The organism is Curtobacterium sp. B8 (assembly GCF_000333315.1).
Classification (GTDB): Bacteria; Actinomycetota; Actinomycetes; order Actinomycetales; family Microbacteriaceae; genus Curtobacterium; species Curtobacterium luteum.
The window spans coordinates 1-3193 of sequence record NZ_BACW01000120.1; the positions used below are offsets into that span (position 1 = coordinate 1).

At 70.4% G+C, this 3193-nt stretch carries 4 protein-coding genes; all 4 read left to right on the forward strand.

Going from position 1 to position 3193, the window contains the following annotated elements:
- The first annotated feature begins 115 nt into the window (after window positions 1-115).
- The gene (locus I59_RS03170) at window positions 116-628 is read left to right on the forward strand and encodes a MarR family winged helix-turn-helix transcriptional regulator (RefSeq protein WP_022902633.1); all 513 of its coding nucleotides are present in this window, start codon (window positions 116-118) and stop codon (window positions 626-628) included.
- Between the two features lie 200 nt (window positions 629-828).
- Entirely contained in the window at window positions 829-1335 is a 507-nt protein-coding gene (locus I59_RS03175; RefSeq protein ID WP_022902634.1) for a Dps family protein, read from the forward strand.
- Window positions 1336-1342: 7 nt separating this feature from the next.
- Complete coding sequence (locus tag I59_RS03180; RefSeq protein WP_022902635.1) at window positions 1343-2143, forward strand: SDR family NAD(P)-dependent oxidoreductase; 801 nt, start codon at window positions 1343-1345, stop codon at window positions 2141-2143.
- 13 nt (window positions 2144-2156) lie between these two features.
- The coding region (locus I59_RS03185; RefSeq protein WP_022902636.1) for an NAD(P)/FAD-dependent oxidoreductase at window positions 2157-3193 on the forward strand (1037 nt) is incomplete at its 3' end.

Sequence of the window (3193 nt, forward strand, 5' to 3'; positions counted from 1 at the left end):
CAAGCAGCANNGCCTCCCGTTCGTCTCTCCTGCACAACATGCCGGCGCATGCGCCTGTCCCCCATCCGCGGACTCGCTAGACGCTCTAGTAAGGAGACGGGTTACGCTGTCCCGCATGTCCACGCAGGAGATCACCGAGGCGTCCGGGTACTGGTTCCCCGACGACGACGCGACGCAGCGGGGCGTCGCCGTCCTCAACGCCCTGCGTCGCTACCGTTCCGCCGAGACGGCCATGCGCCGGCGCACCCGTGACTCGATGGGCATGGGCGAGACCGACCTGCTCGCCGTCCGGTTCCTGCTGCAGGCGCAGCGGGCCGGCCGCCAGGTCAGCCCGAAGGACCTCGCCGCCTACCTCAAGATCTCCTCCGCATCGACGACGATCCTCATCGACCGGCTGGTGCGGTCGAACCACGTGCGTCGCGAGCCGCACCCGACGGACCGCCGAGCCCTCGTCATCGTGCCCACGACCGAGACCGACGACGAGGTCCGGGCCACGCTCGGCGTGATGCACCGCCGCATGATGGCGATCGCCGAGGGCCTCCCCGCCGCCGACGCCCGGGTCGTCGCCCGCTTCCTCGAGGACATGCGCGAGGCCGTCGACCACGTCGACCCCGTCGCCGCGCACTGAGCCCCGTCGCCTCGCACTGAGCTCCGTCGCCGCGCGCTGACCCCCGTCGCCGCGCACTGAGCCCCGCCGGCCGCGGGTGGTCGGAACGCCCACATCCGGCTCGTGTCGTCCGTTCGACGTGCCCGGGGGACGGACGGCCAGCGTGCACGGAGGGAGTCCCGCGTAGACCGGAATGGTCACCGACGTGGAAGGAGCCGATCATGCACGCATCGGACAAGCTCGCGAAGAACCTCCAGGCGGTCCTCGTGGACCTCATCGACCTGCACCTCCAGGGCAAGCAGGCGCACTGGAACATCCTGGGCACGAACTTCCGTGACCTCCACCTGCAGCTCGACGAGATCGTCGACGCAGCGCGCGAGTTCGCGGACGACACCGCGGAGCGCATGCGCGCCCTGTACGCCGTGCCGGACGGCCGTTCGGCCACCGTCGCCGCGTCGAGCCACCTCGACGCCTTCCCGGACGGCGAGATCACGACGCACGACGCGATCGACGAGATCACGCTGCGCCTCTACCAGGCGACCGGCACGATGCGCGACGTGCACGACGAGGTCGACGAGGAAGACCCGACCACCGCCGACCTGCTGCACGGCTTCATCGAGCGCCTCGAGCAGCTGGCCTGGATGGTCTCCGCGGAGAACCGCTCGCCCAGCACGCCGCTGGCCTCGGCCACCACCCCGGCGGTCGCGAGCGCCTCCGACCACGAGTAAGCAGCGCATGGACCTCGGCATCCAGGGCAAGACCGCGCTCGTCTTCGGCGGGGATTCGGGGATCGGCTGGAACACGGCCCGCATCCTCCTCGCCGAAGGCGCGACCGTGGTCGTGACCGACCTCGACCAGGCCCGCCTGGACAACAGCGCGGACCAGCTCGAGGCCCCTCCTGGTCGGCTGCACGCCTTCGCGGCGGACGTCACGAAGGCGGACAGCCTCGCGGCCCTGCACGAGCGGGTCCGCGGCGCCGTCGGCGAGATCGACATCCTCGTGCAGTCGTCCGGGGTCACCGGTGCGCAGGGCCTGTTCCACGAGATCGACGAACAGGGCTGGCTCGACACGATCGACATCGACCTCATGGGGCCGGTCCGCATCACCCGTGAGTTCATCTCGGACCTGCGGAACGGCGGCTGGGGTCGCATCGTCTACCTGGTGTCGGAGGACGCCTCGCAGCCGTACGACGACGAGCTGCCCTACTGCGCCGCGAAGGCCGGCGTGTTGTCCTTCGCCAAGGGGCTCTCGCGCAGCTACGCGTCCGAGGGCCTGCTGGTCAACTGCGTCAGCCCAGCGTTCATCCACACGCCGATGACCGACGCGATGATGGACAAGCGCGCGAAGCAGCTGGGCTCGTCCTTCGACGAGGCCGTCTCGTCCTTCCTCGACGAGGAACGGCCGTACATGGAACTCGGCCGACGCGGTGAGCCGGAGGAGGTCGCGAACGTCGTCGCGTTCCTGTGCTCCGACCTCGCCAGTTTCGTCAACGGCGCCAACTACCGGGTCGACTCCGGCTCGGTCGCCACGATCTAGGGAGCAGCACGACATGACCGACTTCCGGTACCTCATCGTCGGCGGCGGGATGGTCGCGGACTCCGCAGCACGCGGGATCCGCGAACTCGACGCCGACGGGACGATCGGCATCGTCAGCGAGGACGTCGACCCGCCGTACGCGCGGCCGGCGCTCTCGAAGAAGCTCTGGACCGACCCGGAGTTCAGCTGGGACGAGAAGGTCGACCTCCACACGGAGGAGACCGGCGCGACGTTCCTCCTGGGCAGCCGGGTCACGGCGATCGACCGGGACGCGAAGACCGTCACGACCGACTCGGGCGAGACGCACGGGTACGAGCGGCTGCTCATCGCGACCGGTGGGAAGCCGCGCGGTCTGCCCGGACTCGAGCCGTCCGACCGCGTCCTCGACTACCGCAGCGCCGCCGACTACCGGAAGCTCCGGGAGTTCGCCGACGCCGGCGCCCACGTGGTCGTCGTCGGCGGCGGGTACATCGGCACCGAGATCACGGCCGGCATCTCGCAGAACGGCGCGAAGGTGACGTTCGTCGACCCCGACGACGTCGTGGGCGGCCGGATGTTCCCGGACGACCTGGCGCAGGCGTTCCAGCAGCGCTTCGTCGACGCCGGCGTGGACCTGCGGCTCGGCCGACGGGTCTCCTCCGGTGAGGAGACCGGCGACGGCGTGGTCCTCACGCTCGACGACGGCTCCACGGTCGAGGCGGACGCCGTGGTCGTCGGCCTCGGCATCGAGCCGGTCACGCAGCTCGCCGCCGACGCCGGACTCACCGTCCGCGACGGCATCGTGGTGTCCTCGACGCTCCGCACCGACGACGAGTCGGTCTTCGCGGCCGGGGACGTCGCCGAGTACCCGGACCGCATCCTCGGGACGCGTCGCGTGGAGCACGTCGACAACGCCCAGCAGCAGGGTCGACAGGCCGGACGCAACCTCGCGGACGCAGACGAGACCTACGACCACACGCCGATGTTCTACTCGGACGTGTTCGACATGGGGTACGAAGCCGTCGGCCAGGTGTCCTCGTCGCTGCACACCGTCGAGGACTGGACCGAACC

Bases quoted from the DNA above. Each gene is read 5' to 3' on its own strand.
- I59_RS03170 (WP_022902633.1), top strand. From the start codon at position 116: ATGTCCACGCAGGAGATCACCGAGGCGTCCGGGTACTGGTTCCCCGAC.
- I59_RS03175 (WP_022902634.1), top strand. From the start codon at position 829: ATGCACGCATCGGACAAGCTCGCGAAGAACCTCCAGGCGGTCCTCGTG.
- I59_RS03180 (WP_022902635.1), top strand. From the start codon at position 1,343: ATGGACCTCGGCATCCAGGGCAAGACCGCGCTCGTCTTCGGCGGGGAT.